Annotated in this window: 21 protein-coding genes and 1 pseudogene; 10 read left to right on the plus strand and 12 right to left on the minus strand. The window is 40.2% G+C overall.

The annotated features are described in order from the left end of the window. The first annotated feature begins 149 nt into the window (after positions 1 to 149). The 3 genes from ACYQ21_RS08095 (at position 150) to ACYQ21_RS08105 (ending at position 3,539) form a co-directional block, all read left to right on the plus strand. Complete coding sequence (locus ACYQ21_RS08095; protein WP_460057385.1) at positions 150 to 1,316, plus strand: MalY/PatB family protein; 1,167 nt, start codon at positions 150 to 152, stop codon at positions 1,314 to 1,316. A gap of 319 nt (positions 1,317 to 1,635) precedes the next feature. Next, entirely contained in the window at positions 1,636 to 2,820 is a 1,185-nt protein-coding gene (locus tag ACYQ21_RS08100) for a GHKL domain-containing protein (RefSeq protein ID WP_460057387.1), read from the plus strand. An 8-nt stretch (positions 2,821 to 2,828) separates the two neighbouring features. Continuing rightward, positions 2,829 to 3,539 carry a LytR/AlgR family response regulator transcription factor gene (locus tag ACYQ21_RS08105; RefSeq protein ID WP_460057390.1) on the plus strand — a complete coding sequence of 237 codons (711 nt, stop codon included), beginning with the start codon at positions 2,829 to 2,831 and terminating at the stop codon, positions 3,537 to 3,539. A 220-nt stretch (positions 3,540 to 3,759) separates the two neighbouring features. Here ACYQ21_RS08105 and rnjA read toward each other — a convergent pair whose 3' ends face one another. Both rnjA and ACYQ21_RS08115 read right to left on the minus strand, forming a co-directional pair. Beyond that, positions 3,760 to 5,637: a ribonuclease J1 gene (rnjA, locus tag ACYQ21_RS08110; RefSeq protein ID WP_460057392.1), complete on the minus strand. Its 1,878-nt coding sequence runs from the start codon at positions 5,635 to 5,637 to the stop codon at positions 3,760 to 3,762. Next, positions 5,594 to 5,728 carry an RNA polymerase epsilon subunit gene (locus ACYQ21_RS08115; protein WP_460057394.1) on the minus strand — a complete coding sequence of 45 codons (135 nt, stop codon included), beginning with the start codon at positions 5,726 to 5,728 and terminating at the stop codon, positions 5,594 to 5,596. Before ACYQ21_RS08115 ends, rnjA begins: the two co-directional genes overlap by 44 nt. A 177-nt stretch (positions 5,729 to 5,905) precedes the next feature. Here ACYQ21_RS08115 and tsaB point away from each other — a divergent pair, with 177 nt between their 5' ends. From tsaB to ACYQ21_RS08140, 5 genes are all read left to right on the plus strand, one after another. Beyond that, positions 5,906 to 6,613 carry a tRNA (adenosine(37)-N6)-threonylcarbamoyltransferase complex dimerization subunit type 1 TsaB gene (tsaB, locus tag ACYQ21_RS08120; RefSeq protein ID WP_460057396.1) on the plus strand — a complete coding sequence of 236 codons (708 nt, stop codon included), beginning with the start codon at positions 5,906 to 5,908 and terminating at the stop codon, positions 6,611 to 6,613. Then, positions 6,576 to 7,151: a ribosomal protein S18-alanine N-acetyltransferase gene (rimI, locus tag ACYQ21_RS08125; RefSeq protein ID WP_460057398.1), complete on the plus strand. Its 576-nt coding sequence runs from the start codon at positions 6,576 to 6,578 to the stop codon at positions 7,149 to 7,151. The genes tsaB and rimI (ACYQ21_RS08125) overlap by 38 nt, the downstream gene beginning before the upstream one ends. Then, complete coding sequence (rimI, locus tag ACYQ21_RS08130; protein ID WP_460057400.1) at positions 7,148 to 7,594, plus strand: ribosomal protein S18-alanine N-acetyltransferase; 447 nt, start codon at positions 7,148 to 7,150, stop codon at positions 7,592 to 7,594. The genes rimI (ACYQ21_RS08125) and rimI (ACYQ21_RS08130) overlap by 4 nt, the downstream gene beginning before the upstream one ends. Further along, complete coding sequence (tsaD, locus tag ACYQ21_RS08135) at positions 7,591 to 8,607, plus strand: tRNA (adenosine(37)-N6)-threonylcarbamoyltransferase complex transferase subunit TsaD (protein ID WP_460057402.1); 1,017 nt, start codon at positions 7,591 to 7,593, stop codon at positions 8,605 to 8,607. Before rimI (ACYQ21_RS08130) ends, tsaD begins: the two co-directional genes overlap by 4 nt. 119 nt (positions 8,608 to 8,726) lie before the next feature. Then, positions 8,727 to 9,644: an ROK family protein gene (locus ACYQ21_RS08140; protein WP_460057404.1), complete on the plus strand. Its 918-nt coding sequence runs from the start codon at positions 8,727 to 8,729 to the stop codon at positions 9,642 to 9,644. A gap of 22 nt (positions 9,645 to 9,666) precedes the next feature. Here the strand turns inward: ACYQ21_RS08140 and ACYQ21_RS08145 are convergent, their stop codons facing one another. The 8 genes from ACYQ21_RS08145 to ACYQ21_RS08180 all read right to left on the minus strand — a co-directional run bounded on the left by ACYQ21_RS08145 (position 9,667) and on the right by ACYQ21_RS08180 (position 16,512). Then, complete coding sequence (locus tag ACYQ21_RS08145; RefSeq protein ID WP_460057407.1) at positions 9,667 to 10,320, minus strand: hypothetical protein; 654 nt, start codon at positions 10,318 to 10,320, stop codon at positions 9,667 to 9,669. Next, positions 10,290 to 10,730 carry a GTP-binding protein gene (locus ACYQ21_RS08150; RefSeq protein ID WP_460057409.1) on the minus strand — a complete coding sequence of 147 codons (441 nt, stop codon included), beginning with the start codon at positions 10,728 to 10,730 and terminating at the stop codon, positions 10,290 to 10,292. The genes ACYQ21_RS08145 and ACYQ21_RS08150 overlap by 31 nt, the downstream gene beginning before the upstream one ends. Before the next feature lie 374 nt (positions 10,731 to 11,104). After that, positions 11,105 to 12,043, minus strand: a complete 939-nt coding sequence (yidC, locus tag ACYQ21_RS08155) for a membrane protein insertase YidC (RefSeq protein ID WP_460057412.1) — start codon at positions 12,041 to 12,043, stop codon at positions 11,105 to 11,107. A gap of 144 nt (positions 12,044 to 12,187) precedes the next feature. Continuing rightward, the gene (locus ACYQ21_RS08160; protein WP_460057414.1) at positions 12,188 to 13,891 is read right to left on the minus strand and encodes a phospho-sugar mutase; all 1,704 of its coding nucleotides are present in this window, start codon (positions 13,889 to 13,891) and stop codon (positions 12,188 to 12,190) included. Positions 13,892 to 14,004: 113 nt separating this feature from the next. Further along, positions 14,005 to 14,586: an ECF transporter S component gene (locus tag ACYQ21_RS08165; RefSeq protein ID WP_460057416.1), complete on the minus strand. Its 582-nt coding sequence runs from the start codon at positions 14,584 to 14,586 to the stop codon at positions 14,005 to 14,007. Positions 14,587 to 14,669: 83 nt separating this feature from the next. Next, a complete protein-coding gene (gene coaC / locus ACYQ21_RS08170; protein ID WP_460057418.1) occupies positions 14,670 to 15,212 on the minus strand; it encodes a phosphopantothenoylcysteine decarboxylase in 543 nt (180 codons plus the stop codon). Continuing rightward, positions 15,181 to 15,894 (minus strand): phosphopantothenate--cysteine ligase, encoded by a 714-nt coding sequence (locus tag ACYQ21_RS08175; RefSeq protein WP_460057420.1) that lies wholly within the window; start codon positions 15,892 to 15,894, stop codon positions 15,181 to 15,183. Before ACYQ21_RS08175 ends, coaC begins: the two co-directional genes overlap by 32 nt. Before the next feature lie 429 nt (positions 15,895 to 16,323). After that, positions 16,324 to 16,512: a 4-oxalocrotonate tautomerase gene (locus tag ACYQ21_RS08180; RefSeq protein ID WP_460057423.1), complete on the minus strand. Its 189-nt coding sequence runs from the start codon at positions 16,510 to 16,512 to the stop codon at positions 16,324 to 16,326. A 326-nt stretch (positions 16,513 to 16,838) separates the two neighbouring features. Between ACYQ21_RS08180 and ACYQ21_RS08185 the strand changes: the two genes are divergently transcribed. Both ACYQ21_RS08185 and nagE read left to right on the plus strand, forming a co-directional pair. Continuing rightward, on the plus strand, positions 16,839 to 17,675 hold the full coding sequence (locus ACYQ21_RS08185; RefSeq protein ID WP_460057444.1) for a PRD domain-containing protein: 837 nt from the start codon (positions 16,839 to 16,841) through the stop codon (positions 17,673 to 17,675). A gap of 49 nt (positions 17,676 to 17,724) precedes the next feature. Next, entirely contained in the window at positions 17,725 to 19,701 is a 1,977-nt protein-coding gene (gene nagE, locus ACYQ21_RS08190) for an N-acetylglucosamine-specific PTS transporter subunit IIBC (protein WP_460057425.1), read from the plus strand. Between the two features lie 122 nt (positions 19,702 to 19,823). Here the strand turns inward: nagE and ACYQ21_RS08195 are convergent. After that, positions 19,824 to 20,829, minus strand: a pseudogene (locus tag ACYQ21_RS08195) (alpha/beta hydrolase). A gap of 86 nt (positions 20,830 to 20,915) precedes the next feature. After that, complete coding sequence (locus ACYQ21_RS08200; RefSeq protein ID WP_460057427.1) at positions 20,916 to 21,788, minus strand: AraC family transcriptional regulator; 873 nt, start codon at positions 21,786 to 21,788, stop codon at positions 20,916 to 20,918. Between the last annotated feature and the right edge of the window lie 19 nt (positions 21,789 to 21,807).

The following is a 21,807-nucleotide window of genomic DNA, read 5'->3' on the forward strand; positions in this document are numbered from 1 at the left end:
TTTTGGCTCATCGTACTTATTTGAAACAAGTAAATAAAAGGGTTAGTGTCAAGCAGAATCTATTGAAATGCTTGGTGAATGAGAAGATATTGACTGACGTAATAAAAAGTTTATGAAACGACCGTGATGCCTTGAAAGTGTGATGATATATGGCAAGAACTTATAATTTTAAAACAGCGCCGAAACGATTAGGCAACCATTCTGTCAAATGGCAGGCAACGGAAAAAGATGCGGAAATTTTACCGATGTGGATTGCCGATATGGACTTTGAGACCTTTCCTGAGATGACTGTTGCCATTCAAAAATTCTCAACTTTTGGTGTTTACGGCTATGCCTATCCAGCACCTTCGCTTTTTGAAGCGATTATCGCTTGGGAGAAAAATCAACACGGCTACGTGATTGAGAAAGCCGACATCACCCTGATTGAAGGTGTCGTGCCAGCACTATCTGTTAGCATTCAGGCTTTTACGCAAGTCGGCGATGCCATTCTCATCAACACGCCACTCTATCCGCCTTTTGCCCGCTCGATTAAGCTTAATCAGCGCAAACTTGTGACGAACTCACTTGTTGAGCGGGAAGGTCGCTTTACCATTGATTTTGAACAGTTGGAGCAAGACATCATCGACAACGATGTCAAACTTTACGCTTTTTGTAGCCCGCATAACCCCGGTGGTCGTGTTTGGACTAAGGAAGAGTTATCGCGCATGGCAGAGCTCTGTCGCAAGCACCAAGTTATCCTCGTGTCAGATGAAATTCATCAAGACCTGCCCCTCTTTGGGCATCAGCACCACAGTATCAATACCGTTGGCGATTATCGTGATTTTACCGTCATCTTAGCCAGTGCCACGAAAACCTTTAATATCGCCGGCACCAAAAATGCTTTTGCCATCATCGAAAATCCGACCCTCAGAAAGCAATTTAGAGACCGCCAGTTAGCCAATAACCAGCACGAAATTTCTACTTTGGGTCTCATCACGACTGAAACAGCGCTGACCTACGGTCAGCCATGGCTGCAAGAACTCAAGCAAGTACTAGAAGAAAATATCAACTACCTCATCGCTTATTTCGCTGAACACGCACCCAAGGTTAAAGTTATGAAACCAGAAGGCAGCTATCTGGTCTGGTTAGACTTCAGTGCTTATGGTCTGTCCCACAACGCCCTACAGCAACTTTTGCGTGAACAAGCCAAAGTCATCTTGAATGACGGCATAAATTTTGGTAATGAAGGCAAAGGTCATGCACGATTTAATGTCGCAGCACCACTTGACCAAGTTAAGTTAGCGGTACAACGGATTGCTGAAGTTCTGCCGAAATAAACCGAATTAGGCAGTAATACACATCAAATAATTCAAGAGAGGCCATCTTTTGGATTTTTTTATTTTGGCTATCTTTGTTTCGTTTTCTTTGAATGCTTTGCGTTTGAAAACTTAAATTGTTAATTTCAGTCACAACGTTATTTTCATTTGTACTTTAAGCAAATTTAGAGTATCATATAAAATGACTATCATTACGATAAGGGAATTTCGTAAATATGAAGAAGGTGTGGTATATATTGTGATAGGTATAATCCTAACAGTAAGTAAATTATTATTGGTAATTGATATATGACTGTATTATGCAAGGGACAAGAATGACTTGAGAACCGCTTTAATCAGACTTGCTTTATTAGTCCTAGGTGTCTATATCTTTGGTGTTAATGGCACGATAAGTGTTCTTATTGCCATTTTAATCATTATCTTTTCCAAAGGTGAAGGATGGCAGGAAATGCTAGTGGTCTCAGGTGTGATGCTAGGGTTCTTCTGCATCTTATTTTTGACAGGTAAGATTGAGATATTGTCAATTATCCATGAGAGAGCTCAAACTTATCAAGACTATGGTTTTGAGATAGAGTATCTACAATTTGTGATATTGCTCATCATTTTTGGTTCGACAAAATTGACAAATATACATGAATACGGGTCAGATTCTAAAAAATTATCTAAGGCAGAAAAGGTTACAGTCGTTACTTACATGATCACTCTAGGCGCTTTTGCTCCTTTTTATCATTTCGGCGTTGACACAACTACTTGGACAGTTGAAAGTATCACCGTACTCGGCTGTCGATCCTTCTTTTTTACATTGCTATGTTGGCTATTTTTTAGAGCCTTTGTTGACCGTCAAGTTCAGTGGGAATATATGCACGTGAGTGAGGAGTTGTTAGAGCAACAAGAAGCGTATTATGAGGCATTACTAGAAAAAGAAAAAGATATGCAAAAGTTGAGACACGATTTGCGTAGCCATTTCCTAGCATTGACTTATCTGCTGAAAAATCAAGACTATGAGCAGGCAAGTTCTTATATATTTGATATTAACGAACATTTCTTGACTCGGAGTATAGAAATCACGAACATCCCTTTATTAAATGTCATCTTAAAGGATTTATTTGAAAAATACCAGTTATCACTTGACATTTTGACCTTTAAAGGGCGATTTCCAGCCGCTTTTGAACTAAGTGATATGGATAATGTTGTGTTATTTACAAATCTTTTTAAAAATGCTTTGGAGGCAACTAAAGCAGTCACAGAAGAGGCGCAAGCTATTTCATTTTTAGTTGAGGAGTTGCCTCAAGGCCTGTTGTTCAAACTGGAAAATCCCTTGGCGGAAACAGTTGAATTTGACAATGGTCTACCGATTTCAAAACTGAAAAATAATCATAAAGGCTTGGGTGTTAAAAATATCCAAGGCATCATCGAAAAATATAGTGGTAAAGTCTCTTATGAAGTAAGGGGAAATAGCTTTAAAACTAACGTTTTTTTGCCGAATTTAGAGTTAGAGAGTTAGGAAAGAGAATGATAAAGATAGCGATTTGTGATGATGAGCCTATTTTTCTGGAGGCACTTGAAAAAGTGGTGCTACTTACGACCCAAAAGATGGACCTAGAAGTTGAAGTCGTGTGCTATACAGACGGTTATGAGCTGCTAGAACATCAGAAAAAATATGCCCTTTTTTTCCTTGACATCGATATGCCGAAAATCAACGGGTTCGAGCTTGCTGAAAAGTTGTTGAAGAACAAGCATGCCAAAGTGGTCATGGTGACGAGTTATGAAGAAAGAGTCTTTGAAGCTTTTCGTTATCAGGTCTTCCGTTTTATTCCAAAACCAGCTCAATTAGCAGATGTCGCAGAAGTTTTAGAAAGTTACGAGAAAGAGTTAGCCAAATCTCATATGATGCTTTATAATCCTGAACAAGATGCGATGGTCAGGGTGAAAATTGAGGATTTTGAATATATCGAATCCGTCAATAAAAAAGTTTCTATCATCGTAGGGAAACAATTCTATCATCATAATAAAAGTATGAAGTGGTGGCTAGATTTATTTGACACATCGCTTGATTTTTTACAAATAGAACGGAGTTTTTTAGTCAACTTGGCTAAGGTCAAGCGGATCGTTCAAAATGACTGTCACATGGAAAATGGTCAAAAATTGCCGATTGCGGTGAGAAGACGTAAAGAGGTAAAAGACCAATTCGAGGCTTATCTCTTTAGAAAAATGTCTGAATAATAGAACTGCTTGTATCCAATGAAAGAAGTAGGTGATATTATGGCTAATGTGCTTATGTTTTGTAAGGATATAAGATAATGAAGCCTGTCCTTCCTTTTCTTTTGTGATGCTGAGTAACTCACATCATAGAAGAAAAGGAAGGATTTTTTGCTACAAAAAAATCGCATGGAAAATTTTCCCAAACGATTTATTGTAGCGCCATTTTGGTTGATAAACGAGATTATTTTCTATCAGGTGTCAAAACCATCGGAATGATAATCGGTTCACGTTCTAACTCACGATAGAAGAAAGGTTTAATCGCATCTGACATGGCACGTGCCACACTTGCTTCATTAGCATTTTCATCATTCATGGCTTTGCGAATGGCATTGAACAAGACACGTTGACCTGAGCGAATCAAATCGCCAGACTCACGCATATAGATAAAACCACGGCTGAGCATATCAGGCCCCGCTAAAATCATCTTGCTCTTGAAGTCAACCGTTGCCACGGCAAGGACGACACCGTCTTCTGACAGCTCATGACGGTCACGAAGGACAGCGTTGCCGATATCTCCGATACCATTACCATCGACGTAGGTATCTTGGGCGTTGAAGTGACCTGCAGGGCGTGCAGAGTCAGCGGTCAAAGCCAGAACATCACCATTTTCAAAAATGAAACAGTTTTCTTTCAGCACACCGGTATCTTGGGCAAGACCCGCATGGATTTTCAGCATGCGATATTCGCCATGGACTGGCATGAAATATTTCGGCTTAATCAAACGGAGCATGAGTTTCTGCTCTTGCTGCCCACCATGACCAGAGGTATGAATGTTGTTCATTTTACCATAAATGACTTTAGCACCCGCCTCAGAAATACGGTTAATTAATTGATTCACACCATGCGTATTCCCAGGAATAGCATTAGATGAGAAGACAACGGTGTCGCCCATTTGCAAGGTCACAAAACGGTGCATGCCATTGGCGATACGACTGAGCGCAGCCATTGGTTCGCCCTGTGAGCCAGTACACATAATCAGTAACTCATGCGGTTGGTACTGATTGACTTCACCGGGTTCGATAAAAGTGTCTTTTGGTGCTTTGATATAACCAAGTTCAATCCCATTGACAATGGCTTTCTCCATTGAACGGCCGAAGACAACGATTTTACGACCAGTCTTAACAGCCCCCTCAACGGCTTGTTGCAAACGGAAGATATTTGAGGCAAATGAGGCGAAAATAATCCGACCTTCAATCCGCTCAAAGATTTTTTGAATGGACGCGCCGACCACTTTTTCAGAATGTGAGAAAGTGGGAATCTCAGCATTTGTTGAGTCAGAGAGGAGCAGGAGCACGCCTTCTTCGCCAAGTGCCGCCATGCGGTGCAGGTCAGCCGGCTCACCAACGGGTGTAAAGTCAAACTTGAAGTCACCAGTGGCAACGATTTTACCTTGCGGCGTGTCAATGACCATGGCGATAGGCTCTGGGATGGAGTGAGTTGTCCGAAAGAATGACAGTTTCAAGTATTTGAAAGCAATCTCATCATCAGGATGGATTTCAAAGAGTTTAGCATCACGCAAGAGACCATGTTCTTCAAGTTTGCCGCGGATTAAAGCGAGGGATAAGGGGCCAGCATAAATCGGCACATTGGCTTGTTTCAGGAGGAAAGGAATGCCACCGATATGGTCTTCGTGACCATGGGTGATGAAAACACCTTTAATGCGGTCTTGATTTTCAACGATGTAGCTATAGTCAGGAATGACATAGTCAACGCCGAGCAAATCGTCTTCTGGAAATTTGATGCCGGCATCAACGATGATAATCTCATCTTGATACTCAACACCGTAAGTGTTTTTACCGATTTCGCCGAGTCCGCCAATGGCGAAAACCGCGACTTCATCGGGTTTGATGTTTAGATTGGTGTAGCTATTTGTAGTCATCTTTCTCTTTTCTTTTTTGTGATTTCTTTTTTCGTTTATGAAAAAACTTGTGATGTTAAAGACTTCGGATTCTCTCTCGTATGCTGCTTGCGCATCACTGATGGCATCAATAAATTCAACATGGTAATCTGTATTGTCACGCATGATTTCGCGGGCTTGAGATGATACCTTGACGAACATCAGTTGTGTCAAGCTCTAAGTAGAGTGAATGTGTTGTTTCGCGTTTAGGGCTACGTTTTTTAGATTCTTGGTAAAAGACTTTGAAAAGCATATTTTTCTCCAGTATAGTAATTTAATTTTACAGGTGCACCTTTAATACAGGTCGCATTATTGCAATTACTTATATTTTATCATAAAATAGTAATATACTCAACCAACACAATTTTACCCAATTTCAAGTGGTAGAATGGTAGTTTTGGCTGTAAACCTTAGGAAGTTAGCACAGGAAATGAAACTATTAGCTTTTGATACCTCAAGTCAGGCACTGTCTGTCGCCTTGACAGAAGACGACACTCTGCTTGGGAAGATTGATTTAAACATCAAAAAAAATCACAGTCTAACGCTGATGCCTGCGATTGACTTTCTGATGACAAATGCAGGCATTGAGCCTGAAGACTTGGACCGAATCGCTGTGGCACAAGGTCCGGGCAGCTACACTGGTCTTCGAATTGCCGTCACAACGGCTAAAACCTTGGCCAGCACGTTGAACATCGACCTTGTTGGCATTTCAAGCCTAGCTGCAATTGCGGCAAATATTGCTGTGGCAGGCAAAGTTGTGCCCATTATCGACGCCAGACGGCAGAATGTCTATGCTGGTATTTATGAAAATGGTCTTAGCGTCAGTCAAGAGCAGCATATATCACTCGACAAGTTATTGGATATACTGAAAAATGAGCAAGACCTGTACTTTACAGGTGAGCTAGCAAACTTTCGAGAGCTGATTTCACAGACCCTACCGCAAGCCAAGTTTGTTGAAAATGCTGAGCTCAGATTGCCTAACGCCTATCAAATCGCGCACTTGGGCGCAGGTTATGAGCCAGTAGATGTGGACACATTTGTCCCAGAGTATTTGAAAAAAGTTGAAGCAGAAGAGAAATGGTTGGAGACACATGCAGAAGATGAAGACACTGATACACACTATATCCAAAAAATTTGAAGTTCATGATTTTCGACAATATCGGGCTTTTGATGATGTCGATTTGGATGTGGTGATGGATCGTGCGCGCTATCGTATCGCTGAACGTGAAGATATTGTGAGCTTTCTGGCGATTGAGCGTGACATCTATGCAGGCGATACGCCGTGGATTTTTTCACATTTTGAGCATGAAATCATCACTAATGAACATGCGATTTTTATCACGGCTGAGGCTGATGGCAAAATCGTTGGTTTTATTGGGGCGCGTGTCGTGCTTGAGAAGAAGTCAGTTCACTTGTCAAATTTAGGTGTTTTAAGCGCTTTTCAGCGCCAAGGCATTGGATCAAATCTGGTGAAGAGACTGGCTGAATTGATGCGACAACTGGGCGTCAATTCATTGACTTTAGAAGTGAAAAGAAATAATTTACCTGCTCAAGCTATGTATCGCAAATTAGGATTTGAAACAAAAGAAATTTTACTCGGCTACTACGAAAATGAACTGGATGGGCTTTGGATGGTCAAGCAGTTAGTAGCGAAAAGTGATAAACGAGCCGTATGATTAGCATTAGAAAACTCAATTTTTTGACAGACTGCTATCGTGATTTTGCAGGAGACATTCAGGCGATTTTAGACGAGCTATACGACATATCGCCTTGGACTTTTGAGCAGACTTTCGCGGATCTTTTGCGTGAAGAGACCGTCTACTATCTGGCTTTTTCAGAAGACCAGAAAGTTCTTGGTTTTCTAGCGCTGTCAGTCGTCATGGATGAAATTGAAATCACCAATATCGCTGTTGCGAAAGCCTATCAGTCGCAAGGGATTGCAAGCCTACTACTTAAACAGTTAGTAGAACTTGACGGAAAAATCTTCCTAGAAGTCCGCGAATCAAATGAAAGAGCACGGAAATTATACGAAAAATTTGACTTCGAGGCTTTTTATCAAAGAAAAAATTACTATCAAAATCCGCAAGAAGATGCGATTTTAATGAAGAGAGAAAAATGACAGAACAGTATATATTAGCTTTTGAGACTTCTTGTGATGAGACGAGTGTTGCGGTCTTGAAAAATGGTCAGGAGCTGTTGAGCAACGTGATTGCGAGTCAAATCGCGAGTCACAAACGTTTTGGCGGTGTCGTACCGGAAGTTGCTAGTCGTCACCATGTCGAAGTGATTACAGCCTGTATCAATGAAGCGATGGCAGAGGCTGAGATTACACCCGCTGATTTGACAGCAGTAGCTGTTACTGAGGGGCCGGGTCTTGTTGGGGCACTTCTAGTGGGCGTTGCAGCAGCCAAAGCCTTTGCTTGGGCGAATCACTTGCCGCTTGTGCCAGTCAATCATATGGCTGGTCACTTGTGGGCAGCTCGCCAAGTTAAACCGCTTGAATTTCCACTGATGGCTTTACTCGTGAGTGGCGGTCATACCGAACTTGTCTATGTGGCAGCGCTCGGTGATTATAAAATCATTGGCGAAACGCGTGATGATGCCGTTGGTGAAGCCTACGATAAAGTTGGTCGGGTAATGAACTTGACCTATCCAGCAGGTAGAGAAATTGATGGTCTAGCCCGCCAAGGGCAAGATGTCTTTAATTTTCCACGGGCTATGATGAAACATGACGACCCTGATCTTGAATTTAGCTTCTCAGGTCTCAAATCAGCCTTTATTAACACCGTTCATAATGCAGAGCAAAAAGGTCAGACACTGGATAAAAAAGACTTATGCGCAAGTTTTCAGGCTGCCGTGATGGATGTTTTATTGGCTAAAACGAAAACAGCTTTAAAACAATTCCCAGTGAAAATGCTAGTGGTCGCAGGCGGTGTGGCAGCAAATCAAGGACTACGTGAACGTTTAGCCGCTGAAATCACAGCCATTGATGTGGTGATACCACCCCTTAGGCTTTGTGGAGATAATGCTGGGATGATTGCCTATGCTAGTGTCTGTGACTATAACCAAGGACATCTAGCAGGACTGAACTTAAATGCGCGACCTAGTTTGAGTTTTGAGGTGTTAAACTAAAGCGTTAAAAGTTATTATTTTATGACAAATTAGCAATAGATGACTGCTTTTTAATCAGACAGCAAGCCTTTGTCAAGGTAATTAAAAAGTTGGGTGACAGAGACATTAGGGAGATATAGATGACACATTATGTAGGATTTGATATTGGTGGAACATCAGTCAAATATGGTTTGGTAGATGAAAATGGCGAGATTCTTGAAAAAGGGTCGTTTGTGACGACACCAGATGATGGGGAATTGATGCTGACCAATATGACCAAACAAGTCAAAAGATATCAAGAAAAGCACACTATCCTAAGTGTTGGGGTTAGTGTGCCAGGCATTGTTCGTAAAGATGGCTATATGGTCACTGCTGGTGCCATTACAGCATTTTTTGATATGAATCTTAAAGAAGCCTGTGAAACGGCGTTTCAGTTACCCGTTGTCATCAAAAATGATGCCAACTGTGTTGCTATCGCTGAGCAATGGATTGGTAATGTGCAAGGCATTGAAAATTACATTGTGATTTCACTTGGAACTGCTGTCGGTTGTGGGATTATTATTAATAATGCCATCTATCAAGGCGCGCATGGCGCAGCAGGTGAAATCGGTTGGACTATGCAGCAACCACTTGATTATACGCAAGACTTAGAAGCAGGCTCTTGGAACTTTACAAGTGGCGTTGTGCTAGGACTCTATCATCGCTATCAAGAAGCGACTGGCGAAGAAGTGACAGATGCGCGCGTGATATTAGATTTAGTCCGTCAAGGCGATGAACTAGCCACCAAAGTCATGGATCGCTACTATGAAGATGTGGCAAAAGGTCTGCTCAATCTTGTTTGTGCTTTTGACCCAGAAGTTATTTTATTGGGTGGTGGTATTAGTGCTAATGATGAATTTTTAGGTCACTTATCAGATCGTATCGACAAGATTAAGCAACATCATCAATCACTGAATCGGTTGACTGGTGTGACTGTTGCAGATGTCAAACCGTGTCTTTTACGCAATGACGCCGGTTTAATCGGTGCGGTTTACCAAGCCAAACAAATCAGCGCCTAAAAAATGCGATTTGTTCTATTTTTCAGTCATATTCCCAATCATTAACATCTTCATAATAGTTTTCTAGAAACTCTTTCATGAATGGTAAGGTATACCTGATTAGCCCGTGACCAACGACTTCAATCAGACCGAAATTTTTTAATCGTGTCCGATATTGATTGATGTAACCCTTTGTTTGATTCATTCTAATCTGTAAATCCGAAACTTTTGTTACAGCATTATCTTTCGCCATAGCAATAAGAAAGGCTTTCGGTTGTGTTGCCAATTCTCCAAAAATGACATTATGAACTTTTTGAAATAAATCCTCTTTTGAAGAAATCAGTGCTGACTCAAAAGAGGCTTCATCGATCATATCAAAATCGACAAGGTTTTCCCAAAGGTAATATCCCATTAACTGCACTAAGTAGGCGTAACCTTCAGTTAATTCAGCTGACTTAATAACAGTTTCTTTTGAAATTTTTTGACACTTGATTTGTTTTTGAAAAGCTTTTAAATAGGAGTCTTTTACATCTTCTAATTTTAAATCACTTAAATTGACCTTTTTTGCTCTATTGATAAAAGTAGAGCCTTTTTCTAGGAGAATTTTTTCAATATTATTGGGGAGTCCAGCCATATAAAGACTAACGCGACTACCTTTGTTAATGGCTAATTGATATTCACTCGCAAGTGTCCGCATGATTTCTTTTGATTTTTCATTTTGAACGATGACTTCATCAATGAGAATCGTGACACTTTTATTAGATTGATTTGTGTCAATAAAGCATGAAATTGAGAATGAAAAGATTGTGGTATTTCTATTAATTCTTTTCTGTCCGTTTTGACATCAATAGATAACCCCGTAATACCAACAGAAGTGATCTCTTTATTTACAATTTCTCTGTCTGATTCCGAGAGGCTGAAAAATAGATCGTGGATGATATTGTCTAGTAGTTGAGGACTCATTGTACTCATCACCACAATCGTATTCTTATTTTTCTCAAGATTCCTTAGAATTTTAGTTAATAGCGTTGTTTTACCACTACCACGTAAGCCAGAAATAATGGTACTTTTCCATGGTCCTTTGCCTGTAATAGCGGTATTTAACATATAGGGAAATACTGTTTTCTTTCAATATAAGTATTGGGAATACCTCCGAAAGAAGGATCGAATGGATTTTCTTGCATCATTTCTCCTTTTGTTATACTTATTATCTCATGTTATACTTTTGATGTCAAACTATGGTTAAATCAGAAAATATTGGTATTTTGAGAATAGCTGATGATAGACGACTGAAGCTCTTTTTCTTGTAAATAATCCCTTACTTAGGACATAACGAAACGTGTCTTCCCTTCTCTTTTGTGTTGCTGAGTAACTCACATTATAGAGGGAAGGATTTTTTATGCAAAAAAATCGTCTGGGCATTTTTCCCACACGATTTATTATAGAACTCAGATGATATCGCTTTTTTTAATGACTGTCAATCAGCGTTTGTTACGTTGTTTGCCAGCATTTCGATTTTTCTTATTGTTAGTCGTAATCCCACTGTTAAAGTCTTGTTTAGCTTTGGCAACATTTTGAGGTGTGACATCTTTCAAGCCAGCCGTTTTGACAACAGGTGGTTTGGCTTCAAATTCTCTGTCAATTTTCTCACGTAAATGAGGCTTGATAATGAAAGTCACAATCACTTGTTGGATGATACCGAAGATACCACCGATAACCCAGTAAAGGGTCACACCAGCAGGTGAGCTGAACGAGAAGAAAACAATCATCAAAGGACTCATAAACATCATCGTTTTCATTTGTTTCTTCTGTTCTTCATCAATGCCAATAGTTGACAGGAAACTTTGAACGAAGTAGAAGATACCAGCAACAATGGTTAAGATGATACTTGACTTACCAAGGTCAATACCTAGGAATGTCGCTGTTGAAATACCATCTGTATAACGTGCTGCATAAAAGAGGGCTGAGAAGAAAGGCATCTGAATCAAGAGTGGTAGACAGCCCATCGAGCTGAACATACTCACACCATTTTCTTTTTGTGCCGCCATGAGTTCAGACTGAGCAGCCATTTTTTCTTCATTGGTCGTTGCGTTTTTCATACGGTTTTGGATTGGTTCCAAAACAGGCTTCAAATAGCGCATTTTTTCTTGCATGTAGCTTGATTTGTAGGCTTGATTCAGACCAAGTGGCAAAATGACCAAGCGCACGATAACCGTGACTAAAATAATCGCCAAACCGAAACCGAAGCCCAGATTATGTGCGAAGAATTCAACCGCAGCACTCATTGGCTTAACAAGAATATTATAGACAAATCCTTCACCAGTTGGTTGCCCATTTTTTGTCTGAACACAGCCTGTCAAAAAAAGTAGTGCTGTCAGCATAAAGCCTGACAACAAAAGTCGTTTAGTTGTTTTTTTCAAAATTTTTCCTAATTTCTAATGGCTAGCTTTGAAAAAGTGCCAAAAATATATACAATCCTATTTTACCATAAAAAAAACAAGATTTTCAATAAGTCCTCAGACTGAAGCCTTGTTTTTTCATTATAGGTAGAAATATCGAAAGACTTATTTGATGAAAGCTTTGATTTCAGCATCAAAAGCTTCAAGTTTGGCAGCAGAAGCAGCTTGTGTTTCACCAACCGCAGCCAAGTAGAACTTGATTTTTGGTTCAGTACCTGAAGGGCGAACAGCAAGCCAAGAGCCATCTTCAAGATGGTATTTGAGTACATTTGATGGTGGTGTTGTTAATTTTTCGACAGAACCATCAGCCGCAGTTGCTGTGTTTTCAAGGAAATCTTCTATCAAGACAACTTTGATGCCATTAAAGGCTGTCGGTTGATTGCCACGAAATTTATCCATAACGGCTTTGATTTGTGCTGCGCCGTCAATCCCCTCAAGGGTAACAGAAACCGTACTTTCAAGATAGAAACCATATTCAGCATAGATATCCTGAATGCCATCATACAACGTTTTGCCTAAAGATTTATAGTAAGCAGCCACTTCACAGATTAAAAGCAAGGCTTGAATGGCATCTTTATCCCGAACGAAAGGTTTAATCAAGTAACCAAATGACTCCTCAAATCCCATCATGTAAGTGTGGCTACCTGTTTCTTCAAATTCTTGGATTTTCTCAGCAATGAATTTGAAACCAGTTAAGACGTTGAACATCTTAACGTCGTAAGATTTGGTAATCGCTGTCACCAATTCTGTCGAAACGATCGATTTAACAACTGCAGCATTTGCAGGGAGAGTGCCTGCTTGCTTGTGTGCCCCAAGGATATACTTAGCCAAAACAGCACCGATTTGGTTACCAGAAAGCGGTTGGTAATCACCATTTGGCAAGCGAACTTCCACACCGATACGGTCAGCATCAGGGTCAGTTGCGACTAACATATCAGCGTCAACTTCACGGCCGAGTTTTTCTGAAAGCTCAAAAGCAGCTTGACTTTCAGGATTTGGCGACTTAAGCGTTGGAAAGTCACCATCAGGAATGGCTTGTGCTTCGACAACTGCGATTTTTTCAAAGCCAGCTTGTGCCAATGTTTTACGACCCAGCATTTCACCAGTCCCATGAAGCGGTGTGAAAACGATATTGAGATTTTTACCAAATTCATCAATGACTTTTTGGTTAATCGTCACATATTTGACCTGTTCCAAATATTTTTGGTCAATGTCATCGCCAATAATCGTGATTAACTCACTATTTTCATCAGCAAGTTCGATATGGAAGATATCCTCAATCTCATTGATATAGTCTGTCAATTGATCCGCATCTTCAGGCGGCATTTGTCCGCCATCTTCGCCATAAACCTTGTAACCATTGTAAGGCGCAGGGTTATGAGAAGCAGTAATCATAATCCCTGTCAAAGTATTCAATTCGCGAATGGCAAATGACAGCTCTGGCGTAGGGCGCAGTGATTCGAAAACGTAAGACGGAATGTCGTGAAGCGCCAGAACGCGCGCCGCATCGAAAGCAAACTCGCGTGAAAAATGACGTGAGTCATAAGCAATCGCAACCCCACGTTTTTTAGCAGCGCCTTTAGAGTCCATGAGACGGGCAAGGCCTTCAGTCGTTTGGCGAACTGTGTAGCTATTCATGCGATTCGTGCCGACACCGATTAAACCACGTTGACCAGCAGTTCCGAATTCAAGCGACGTATAGAAAGCATCTTCTTTCGTATGCTCATCCATTGCTGCAAGTTCAGTTTTGAGATAATCAGGTAATTCAGCAAAATTAGCCCATTGTTGGTAAGTTTCTTTGTAAGACATTCTGTTTCCTTTCGGTTTGTAAACATTTTGATTCAAATTTAGTTTTTTTAGAAAGCTTTTTTATACAAGACTATTTTAACAAAAAAAAACGTGAATTTCACGTTTCCTAAAGTTTAATTCCGAAATTTAATTAAAATCGGGACAATACTTGCCGTTAAAATGGTTGCAGCAATAGCTTCAGCGATTGAATTTGTTGCGACGATGGAGGCAATCAATGCCTTGAAAGTCATATTGAGTTGATTATTGAACAATAGAAAAGCTGAACTGAGAACCAAGATGGTATTGGTAGCAGAGCCAAGAAATCCAGCAAGTCCAGCACCAAAACGATTTTTAGCCAGTTGATAAATGAAAAATGGCAGAATCCCAACAAGAATTCGAGGGACAAAAGCGACAAAGAGTGACCCAATATTACCGTGAGGCGCAAATGGTGAGAATAAAAATGAAGTCGGAATCGGCGCAAGCGTTGAATTTAAAAAGGAAATCATCCCCATAATAAAACCGAGGAAAGCTCCCTTACGCCAACCTAGAATGATTGAGCCAATAATGACAGGAATATGAACTAAAGTAGGTTGAATCGGAAAAGGCCAAAAGGTGTAGACGATTTTGGACAGAAGATGGATGACCACCATAATCGCGATAAAAATGCTAAGCGTCGCAATATCAGAAGCTTTAGAATTGTTTTTTTTGGGAGTCATATATATGAACGAGTCAGTGATGTGAACTGAACTCAGAACCTTTCTATAAAATAAAGATGAGTAGACGATGTCAGATAAACATATCACCCTTTACAAATATCCTGAACATATTGAACGATATCGGCGACATCAGCAAGCGCCCCACGACCAACATCTCCGCAAGCGAGTAAGGCGATTTTCGGCTCAATCGTCTTGAAACCGAGGTCAAGCAAGGTTTGGATATTGCGCTGAGTTATCGGATTTTCATACATATTCGTATTCATGGCAGGTGCGATGACTTTTTTGACATCTCGAGGTAAAGCCAAGGCAACAGCGGAGACGATATCGTCAGCACGGCCTTGCGCTAGGCGAGCAATCGTATCAGCAGAAGCAGGCGCGACTAAGAAAATCTCCGTCTCTTTGGCTAAGTCAATATGATTGACACTATCCGCCTTATCTTCCGCCATGACATTCGTATGAACAGGGCGTTTAGAGAGGACTTGTAAAGTCAGCGGTGTGATAAAGGCCTGTGCAGCATCTGTCATTAAAACAGTCACTTGGTAACCGAGCTTACTCAGTGCTGACGTGATATCGGCAGCCTTGTAGGCTGAAATGCTACCTGTGATGGCGAGTGTGATGTTGGTCATAAGTCTCCTCACTTTTCCTGACGATGAGGTCAGCGATTTCAAGTTTTGTGTGCGCTTCTATTATCACATCTTGACCGACGAGCCAGCCGTGATGTGCCGTTGCGCTAATTTCTGTTAAATCATTTGCTAGCACATAGTCTGCTTGGTTTTTGGTTAATGCTGATCTGGCGACAGAAATCAGCTGTTCTTTTGATACATCGACCAAGAGTTTGAAGCCAAATAAAATAACGCTTGAATTTAGTTGCTTAATAGTAGAGATAATCTTGGGTGTCTTTTTCAAAAACAAGACTTGATAGTCAGACTGAGAAGAAATCTTGTTTTCGATATTTTGTTTGACTAAAAATTCATGAATATCTGATGATGTAGCTACTGTATCAAAATCAGTCATATAGATTGGCGCATAATCAGAGACTGCCATACTATGGACAAAAACATCAGTTTGGGGTATCCATTTAGCAGTAGTGGCTAGTAAATCTGCGACATCAGAAATGTGTAGAAGCGTTAAATTCGGATGTTGGTCAGGTAAAACAGCGCCTCGACCAGCTAATAAAATAACGTCGTGATTTGCCATTAAAAAACGTTCAGCGATGACTTTCCCTAAGTTACCCGTCGCAAAATTCGTAACCCCACGAACTTGATCAATCTTTTCTGTCGTCCCACCAGATGTGATAAGAATACGCATGATAGCCTTTCAGATATGTTTTTATCATTATATCACAAAAGTTAAGTGGAGTGAAACATCTAATTTACCATTTTGTAACATAAGTGTAATTGACAAATATAAATAACGCGTATATAACGTAAATATAACTTTCGAAAGGAAGGCGACGATATCTAAAATAGTAGTGTTATCACTTGTATGTCTGTCTTTTTTTGAAAAAAATAACATGAATTTCAAGGAAAGATACATCGATACACTCTCTTTATAGAAGTTATAGCTTAGGAAAATAAGACTCAAATAATTTGAAGGCACAATTTCTCTATATCCTTGTTATAAGGACATCACTTGATTGACATAGTAACACCTGCCAGCACATATTAAAACAATCGTTAAGTTAGATCAACGCTTAAATGAAAAATGAGTTCTGACTTGTACATCAGAACTCATTTTCTAGTGATTGACTTTTTTGACTTCACCTTCTGGGAAGTAAGTGCCTTCCTTCATGTCGTTAATAAAAACATGGATGGCAGATTTTGGTGCACCAGTATTCTTGATAACAACTTCGGTGATATCGTGCGCAAGCGCAATTTTTTGTTCGTCAGTACGACCTTCAAATAAATCAATATGGACAAATGGCATAATGGTTAACCCTCTTTTTCTGTTATAGAAGTATTTTGACATACTTTTAAGAAAAATTCAAGTTAGTGCCGAGTCATCGTGATGCGAATAGCTGAGAATCTGTCAAAATAAGAAATTTAAATTTTTTTAAAAAAGGCTTGACAAATTGGTATAGACCTGTTAAAATAATAAGTGTTGACAGCTGTAAACGATTTCATGTGACTAGATGATACTAGGCATGGCGCAAGTCTGAAAAAGGGAGAAAATCCTTATTTCAGCTACGCCATGCCTATTTTTTTATGGTCACGTGTTGTTACTTATTTCTTTTCTGCAGGAGAAAGAAAATGATGGAAATTCAAAAAGCATTGAATCAAAATGCGGTGCTTGTCCTTGACGAAGGACAGGCGAAAGTCGCAATTGGTAAAGGAATCGGTTTCAAAGCAAGACCTGGCGAAACAATTGCGCAAGACGCAATTGAACGCTTGTTTGTCTTGGAACCTGAAGGTGTTAAGAAACTGCAAACATTATTAAGTCAAATTGATGAAAAGTTTTTCTTTGCCACTGAGGACATTATTGTTCATGCAGAGGCGGTTCTTGGGGAGAAGTTAAATCCTCATATCAATATTGGCTTATGCGATCACATTGCATTTGCGGCTGAAAATATTCAAAATCATATTTTTGTGCGCAATAAACTGTTGAAAGAAATTGAAGTCCTCTATCCCGAAGAGTTTTCAGTTGCCCAGTGGGCAGTTGATTATCTCAAGCGGGAATTGGATATTCCTTATAGCTTTGATGAGGCGGGGTATATTGCTATCCATATTCACACAGCTAGATGTAAAAATTCGGACAACAGTGAGAGTATTCGTGAGATTACGATTATTTCAGAAATTGTGCGGTTGATTGAGCGTGAGCTGCAGTTTTCTTTTGACGGTGAGGACTTTGCCTTAACGTATTCTCGTTTGGTTAATCATTTGCGATTATTTATTCAACGTTCTCAAACGAATCGTTATGTCGGCTTAGACCAGGAAATTATGGGACTCGTCCAAGAAAAGTATCCTGAAAGCTTTGCTATTGCGAAAAAAATTCAAGTTTTGATGCAGCAGGATTTCAATTATTTGGTTTTAAATGAAGAATTAGGTTATCTAGCTATCCATATTGAGCGATTGCGGATGATTAAGAAGTAAGACTTTACATGATTAATTATTTTTTATATTAAATGGAGGAGCACATGCTATGAAAGCATACATGCAAAGAATGGGACGCTCATTGATGCTCCCAGTTGCAACATTACCTGTTGCAGCACTTTTTTCAGGGATTGGTTACTGGATTGATCCAACAGGTTGGGGCGCAAACAATATTATTGCTGCCTTCTTGTTAAAAGCAGGTGACTCGATTTTAGCCAACCTTGGTATTTTGTTTGCCGTTGGTTTGGCACTTGGGATGTCAAAAGATAGAGATGGCGCATCAGCGCTGACTGGTATGGTCGCTTTCTTGGTACCCATGCAACTCTTGAATCCAGCAGCCATTGCGGCTTTCCAACACATTGATGTGGAAAAAGTCAATGCTGCCTTTACAAAAATGAACAACGGTAACGTTTTCGTTGGGATTTTGGCAGGTTTGTTAGCAGCAGCTATGTATAACCGTTTTTCAAATGTCAAGTTGCCAATGGCGCTTTCATTCTTTAGTGGGAAACGTTGTGTGCCAATCGTGACAGCAGCTTTGATGCTCGTTGTATCAGCTGGTCTGATGTTCATCTGGCCTCCAATTTTTGGTACACTTGTTACATTTGGTGAAACTATTGCCAAAATGGGCGCTGTGGGTGCTGGTCTCTATGGTTTCTTCAACCGTTTGCTTATCCCAACTGGTCTGCACCATGCCTTGAACAATGTGTTCTGGTTTAATACCGCAGGTATCGATGATATCGGTAAATTCTGGGCTAACGAAGGTACTAAAGGAATCACCGGTATGTATCAAGCTGGTTTCTTCCCAGTTATGATGTTTGGTCTCCCAGCTGGTGCTTATGCTATCTACCGTCAATCACGTCCAGAAAAAAGAAAAGCAACAGCATCATTGATGCTTGCAGCAGCTTTTGCGTCATTCTTTACAGGGGTAACTGAACCTCTTGAGTTCTCATTCATGTTCGTAGCTTGGCCTTTATACGTGGTACATGCAGCCTTGACAGGTATCTCAATGTTTGTCGCGGCGCTTTTCCACTGGACTGCTGGTTTTAACTTCTCAGCTGGTCTTGTCGATTTCGTTTTGAGCTTACGTGTGCCAATCGCTAACCAACCTTTGATGTTAGTTGTCTTAGGTTTGATCATGGCAGTTGTTTACTACTTCGTCTTTACTTTCGTCATTAAAACATTCAACTTGATGACACCGGGTCGTGAAGAAGGCGAAGGGGAAGAAGACTTAGACCTCGATGAGTCGTTTGCCGATAACAAATTTGCAGCTTTAGCAGCACGTATCTACACTGGTCTTGGTGGTGCAGAAAACGTTGTCTCAATTGATAACTGTACAACGCGTCTCCGTCTTGTCGTGAAAGATACAGCCAAAGCTGACCAAGATAAAATCAAAGCAACTGGCGTACCAGGTGTTCGCGTCATTGACAAGGAAAACATCCAAGTCATTGTCGGAACAGAAGTCCAATTTGTTGCTGATGAAATGAACAAAATGCAACAAAATGGTGGTGTGAGTAGTGTTGCAGCGGCTAGTTCTACAGCACCGGTAGCGCCAGTGACAAATGGTGCGACAATTGATGTTTATTCGCCCACACAAGGAACAGTGATTCCGATGAATCAAGTTGCTGATGCCGTTTTCTCAACAAAAATCATGGGAGATGGCTATGCTATTCAACCGACAGAAAATACGATTTACACACCAGTTGCTGGTAAAATTTCAAGCATTTTCCCAACCCAACATGCTTTGGGGATTATGACACCAACAGGTCTTGAAGTCTTGCTACACATGGGTGTAGATACAGTTGTTCTTAAAGGTAAACCTTTCACAATGAAAGTTAAAGCTGGTCAAGAAGTCAAAGCTGGTGATGAAATTGCGATTATGGACCTTGCTGCTGTAAAAGCTGCTGGTAAAGGGACAGATATTATCGTTGCTTTCACTAATGGTGATGTCGTTGCTAACGTTGCCTTGACAGAACTTGGTAAAGCAGTGAGACCAAATCAAACCGTTGGTCAAGTGACTATGAAATAATAAGTAAAAAGGCTATCGTCTCTGCTGACGATGGCTTTTTTTGCGTTTTAGGTTAGTGTCGAATTTAGGTGTGGTGAGTTTAACTCATCTATGCTTGCATGTTAGCGCAACGGCTCTGAGCTTCAGATGTATTGTTTCAAAAAAGAAAGGGTTTGTTCGTAACAGGTTTTAGCCTCTGACGTGGTGTAGTTGAACTGATACTCGTGGGCGATTTGTTTTTTGGCGTTATCAAAAAAGAGGCTAGTGACTGGGACAGATAGTTTTTTTTAACCGCTTTTCTAGTGCTATGCCTTGTGTTTGGAAGGAGTAGAAATTGCCGTCGGTGATGTAAGTGGGCGGGAAGTTTTTGGTAACATGACTGACGAGACTACCTTGGTCTAATTTGGGACTAGTCTGCCAGTTTTGTTCGCCGAGTAGTGACCATGCGATTGTTTTGGCGAAGAATTGCATGATATGATTGTTTGCTGATTCTTGGGCGAATTGCTTTAAATTGACTGGACCGCTATAAGAGATAACACCTTTGATAGCATTTGGAATAGTTGTGGGCATAGCCATATCTTTGGCATAGCTGGCGCTGGTTTGTATCGTGGCATACTGTAAAGCGATTTGTGAGCCAGCGCCATCGCCACCCAAAAATAGGGTATTGAGATTGAGTGTTGCCTTGTTATTTTGTTGAAGGTGCTTGATGAGCTCATCTACTTGCATGACTTGACTAGGGTAGTGGGCATTGGGTGCTAGCTCGTAGTTCATGCTAACGACTGCGATATGTGCATCTGCAGTGATTCGTGTCGCAAATTCTTTCATATTGGCTTTGTCTCCACCGACAAAGCCACCACCATGTACCCAGATTAAAACAGGTAGTGGTTTGTCGGTGTTTTTAGGTGTGTAGAGGTCATAGGTGTTTTTTGACTGCTTGGAGGTGTAAGTCAGATCGTAGGTAATGTCGACTTGTTTGTGAGCTGTTTGATAGGCTTGCGTATCGCCTATTTTAACTGGTCGATTAAACATCTGACCGAATATATAAGCACCGGGTTTTGGTGAGAGTTGAAAAACAATCCAGATAATTGCTATGAGCATGATGATGGCAGAGGATAACCAAAAAGTGATTTTTAATAGTTTTTTTGTCATTGCTTGTCTCCCAGAATTAATCAGTTACTTCTATTTTCAGTTTATTGTGAAATAAGAAGATAGTTCAATAAAATTAGCGAAGCTTTCTAGCCAATTTTCCGATAGACTTTCGGTGCCAATCCTGTTTTTTTTCTGAATAAGCGACTGAAATAGGCATAGTTGTCAAAACCGATTTCTAAAGCAATTTCCTTAATCGAAAAATCAGAATATCTGAGTAGATCCTTAGCATAGGAAATTTTATGATTGAGATAATAGTTGATAGGTGATGTGCCGATGTAGCGCGTGAAATCTTTTACAATTTGATATTTGTTGATATGAAAGATCTGTTCTAACATTTCTAACGTCATTTTTGCTTTAAAGTGCTCATCTAAATGTTTTTTTATTTGTAAAATGTAATCAGGTATTTCCGCTTCATCAAAGTCAAGATGAAATTTTTGTAGTAGTAATTCGTTTAATAATTCATGAATTAAGATAGAGGATTGAAAATCAGTTTTAACATTTGTTTGTTTTTGTAAATTTAATAGTTGTGTCAAGATGAGATGGATTGGATTGTCTAACACTGTATATTTATCTGTATGAAAGACATTCCCACCCGTTTTAATAAACTCTTCGTAGAATTGTGTCGCTTGAGCACCATTAAAATGAATCCAATCCATTTCCCAAGGCACTTCACTCACTGTCGCATAGCGTTGGTAATTTTCGCAATCAATAAAGAAAATATCGCCGACTTGAATTTGATAATGTGTCTCATTATAGAAAAGTTCACCTTCACCAGAAAGTGTCAGTTTGACTAGATATGAAGGGAGATTACTTCGTTCTGCAAAATAAGGTTGATTCGCTTTAAAGTGACCGACTTCTTGAATATAGTAAAATAAATCACGCGTTTTTTGTGATGGTGTTTTGATGTAGCGTAAAGAATCAGATGTCCAATTATGATTGCCTTTTTCCCAATAAGTCATTTTGTTCGCCTCCTTATCA

The sequence above is a fragment of the Pseudolactococcus yaeyamensis genome (genome assembly GCF_054658615.1).